This is a genomic window from Pseudoalteromonas sp. SANK 73390 (assembly GCF_054966645.1).
Window position 1 is genome coordinate 1 of the sequence record NZ_ARPN01000154.1, and the last position, 3,507, is coordinate 3,507.

Consider the following 3,507-nt stretch of genomic DNA (forward strand, 5'->3'; position numbering starts at 1 on the left):
GGTTTCAAACGCATTCATTACTATGTCTTTTATTAGCTGGGCTTCATCGTCTAGCTTTTCCAGCAACCCATTAACAACACCTAAAAACAACTCTTTTGCTATTAGGATTTCAGGGCCAAAACTTATGTCGTCAGCAACGCCAACCTTTACACGGCTTTTGCCATCAAACGAGGTTAGAGTAATGTTGCCCTTGGCTCCGCCAATCTCAACGTTGTAGCTATGGGCCATATCCGCAATAAAATCGTTTACTTGCGAATACACGCCGCGTTTAAAATTCTCATGCTCTGCATTTAGCTGCTTTGCACGCTGCACCAGCTCTAACACCAGCGTATTTTGCGCTTTGTCGTTGTCGCTCACTTTGCTGGCTGGGACTTTGTAACCACTTCTGTTTGTATAAAATTCTTGTTCCATCACTTCACCTACTGCACTGAAAGTTTTTGTTGAGATTGACCATTAACTGGCCGATTGATTGAATGCTTTTTGCCTGCGCTAAACCCGTCACTTATCGCATTGCCAACATTCGCTTTTTTGCCCCTTTCCATAGCATCTTTTGTTGTTAAATCGGGGTAATGCTTAGCTTTATATGTTTTAACTAATGCAGATTCGCTTTCGCTCAGCGCAAAATCATGAACTTTCTGGCTTACTGCATAAATCCAGCCCAGCGCAAATTGGTCGCCTCTTGCCACTTTAGTGGCGCGTTTACACTGCTTAGGCTGCTTTTTAACGTAATTGCTGCGCTCTGTTTTTAATTTTGCAAACAACACCTCCCAGCAATAGCCCGCCAGTTCAGGCTGTGGCGTAACTCCAATAAATCGAACGTCACTACCCGTAAAACTGCGTGATATAACCACTTCAACGCCAAATGCCCGCTTTATTAAATGCAATAAATTTGCTTGATAATTCACAATTCGATTTACACCAAATGCAAAGCGGCGTTCTTCAATGTTGCTCATGTCTACATCTTCAGCACTTATGCGGTGTTTATTCATCAATGCTTGTGCTTGGCGCATAGCTGCGGCTGCTTCGTTCTCGTTCGTTGCAGACTTAGCCAGCGCCAAACACTTTTTGATTTTGTCTAAAATACGCTTATCCACGGGGCACCACCTGCTGAACTTTATAAAACTTAACTGAGTTGCATTTGGGGCACGCGGGGCTGAGTTGAGCACCCACATAAACCATTGCTTTGTCGCTTTCATTACCCACCCAACCACAATGGTGGTTTGCACATGAGTAACCAGGTTCGGGGGTTGTGATCACAAATTCCCGGTGCTTTTTGCCGAATACTTGGCCCCAGTCTTTAACCTCAACCGCGTTGTTGCTCGTCAGCATGTCTTGCATTTTGCTGTCGTCGGCCAGTAGCTTGTCGGCTTCGGCTTTTGGTAACGTGACTTGTTTTGTGATCTTGACGTTCGCAACGCCAGTGAGTGTTATTTCTACGTGTGCGCTCATGGTTAAACCCTCTGTACAAATTTTTCGTCGATATGTTGAGTGCCTATCGTTGCTGCTACGTTGAGGGTATGCGCCAACCATACATTTATAGCCAGTGGGTACGTTTGGTCTAAGTTCTCATCATCAAAACCAACGCCTTTACCAACCTTGCCATAGCACTTGCCACGTATTGCGCTCAATGCCTCTTCTGTAAAAATTTTCATCGGGTCTACACCAATGCGTATAAACTTATGCTTCATATAGGCAATAGCATCGATGTTCAGTGGCCTCATGCGTATATCATGTATTCGCATACTAAATTCACGCATTTTGTGTGCTTGTATCTTTGTTCTCAGCTCTGGTTGACCAAACAACACAATACCAATCACACGCTTAAAACCAGACGTTAACTCCCACAAACATTTAAGTTCACGGATCAAATCAGTCGATAAATCCTGCCCTTGGTCGATGAGCAATAGATGCCTGTGACCGCTACGGCTGCGCTCTATAAGCGTACTTTCAATCTCATCATCTCTATATTCACTGCTATTGGGGATTTTTATACCTAGCTCACGGCATAGCGCTCTAGACACATCATCCGACGTTAGCTTTTTCTTGTTCATGCGCTTAGGGGAGATGATCGTAATTTCAGAAAACTCCTCCCTTACTTTGTGCTCAAACAAACGGCGGATCATCGACTTACCACTGCCAACTTCACCCGTAACAGTCACCATTGAATTGGCTCTCGCTGCTGACAAAAGCTCTTCAATAACCTGCAAATGTGAATCAACCAAAAAGAAGTCGTCTTCGCTTTCAAACTCGTCATTAAACGGGTCTCGTCTAATTTTAAAAAACTCTTTAGTTGCTGGTTTTAGCTGGGCTTGCTTCATCTCTTCTTCCTCCGATTTTGGTTTGCTTGGTTGCTTTGGCTCATCCCAACCAAACAAACCAGATAGCTGATCGTCAGTTGCGCCGTGCGCCCGTAAATACTCTGTAATATGTTGTTCAATCTCGGCCCGCTTACAGTGTTTGGGCCACTCGTTTTGTGTTTTTAAACGGCTCAGGCTGGTTGTGCTAAATTTGAGTCCTTTGGCCGCCAGTGCCCTTACAACTTGGGCTTGTTTTATGCTCAGTACATCAAATACAACGCTGAGCTTGGTTTGTTTTGCCACGGATTATCTCGCTAACTTATACACTGGGGTTTCCGCTATCCCGTTGTGCAACTGCTCCAATACGTTATTTAATTCCGTTTCAACAACTACTAGGCTTTGCAGCCATTCAACTTCTGTTGGTCTTAATGCGCGGCCCAACCGCTCAGCCACTTGTATACGCAGGTCAATTTCGTCTAAAACCTTACCTTTGCGTTTTGGTGCTTCACTAATTTGTTTAGCTACTGGGTTATCTGGCTGGATGGTTTCGCCCTTGGGCGTGATCCGCGTTTCGTGCTCAACGTCTTGTAAATGAGAGTGAGTAACCAACTTGCCGTTAAACGGTGCCGCTTTGGCTTTTTTGGCTTTCTCTATCTCTTCGTCGCTCATGTTCGGGTATGCCAGCCTGTCGGCGGCTTTCACCGCGCTTTGCGTGGCGTTATCAGCATGGCTTGCGTAGCGCTCGCCAATTACTGGCGCATCAATGCGGAACCCAGCAACGTCAAACTCCAGCGGCTTAACTTGGTGATACACCACATCGCCCAAGGGGGTTTTTACACCCACCATCAAATCAGGTGACTCGCCCACAATTACAGGGCTAACGTCAACTGTCATACCGTTGAGGATGTGTTCAAGCTCCGATACGTCATACACCAATTGCGACTTAGTAACGGGGTGGCGATAGGTCACAGTTAAATCGCCTTTAACCTTACGGGTTTCGCCTTCTTTAGTGAGCAGCAAGCGGCATATTTGCTCGTCGGGCAACTGGCGCAAGCGGTGCCTATATTCGGGCTGGTAAATCATTAGCCAAACATCTAAGCGCGGCAATTTATGGCGGCTATGCTTACAGTTTTGCTCGTCAATCTTGTCTGCGTTGTATGCCTCTTGCCATGCCCACGCGGCCGCGTTTAACTCGTCAACACTGTTAACA

At 45.8% G+C, this 3,507-nt stretch carries 4 protein-coding genes and 1 pseudogene; all 5 read right to left on the reverse strand.

Annotated features, from left to right (window positions below; genetic code table 11):
* The coding region (locus SANK73390_RS18700) for a DUF3164 family protein (RefSeq protein ID WP_462766055.1) at nucleotides 1-411 on the reverse strand (411 nt) is incomplete at its 3' end.
* An 8-nt stretch (nucleotides 412-419) separates the two neighbouring features.
* Nucleotides 420-1,094 carry a DUF7168 domain-containing protein gene (locus SANK73390_RS18705; RefSeq protein WP_462767897.1) on the reverse strand — a complete coding sequence of 225 codons (675 nt, stop codon included), beginning with the start codon at nucleotides 1,092-1,094 and terminating at the stop codon, nucleotides 420-422.
* Complete coding sequence (locus SANK73390_RS18710; RefSeq protein WP_462766057.1) at nucleotides 1,087-1,449, reverse strand: hypothetical protein; 363 nt, start codon at nucleotides 1,447-1,449, stop codon at nucleotides 1,087-1,089. Before SANK73390_RS18710 ends, SANK73390_RS18705 begins: the two co-directional genes overlap by 8 nt.
* Nucleotides 1,450-1,451: 2 nt before the next feature.
* Complete coding sequence (locus tag SANK73390_RS18715) at nucleotides 1,452-2,600, reverse strand: ExeA family protein (RefSeq protein WP_462767898.1); 1,149 nt, start codon at nucleotides 2,598-2,600, stop codon at nucleotides 1,452-1,454.
* Between the two features lie 3 nt (nucleotides 2,601-2,603).
* Nucleotides 2,604-3,507, reverse strand: a pseudogene (locus tag SANK73390_RS18720) (hypothetical protein); the annotation flags it as partial.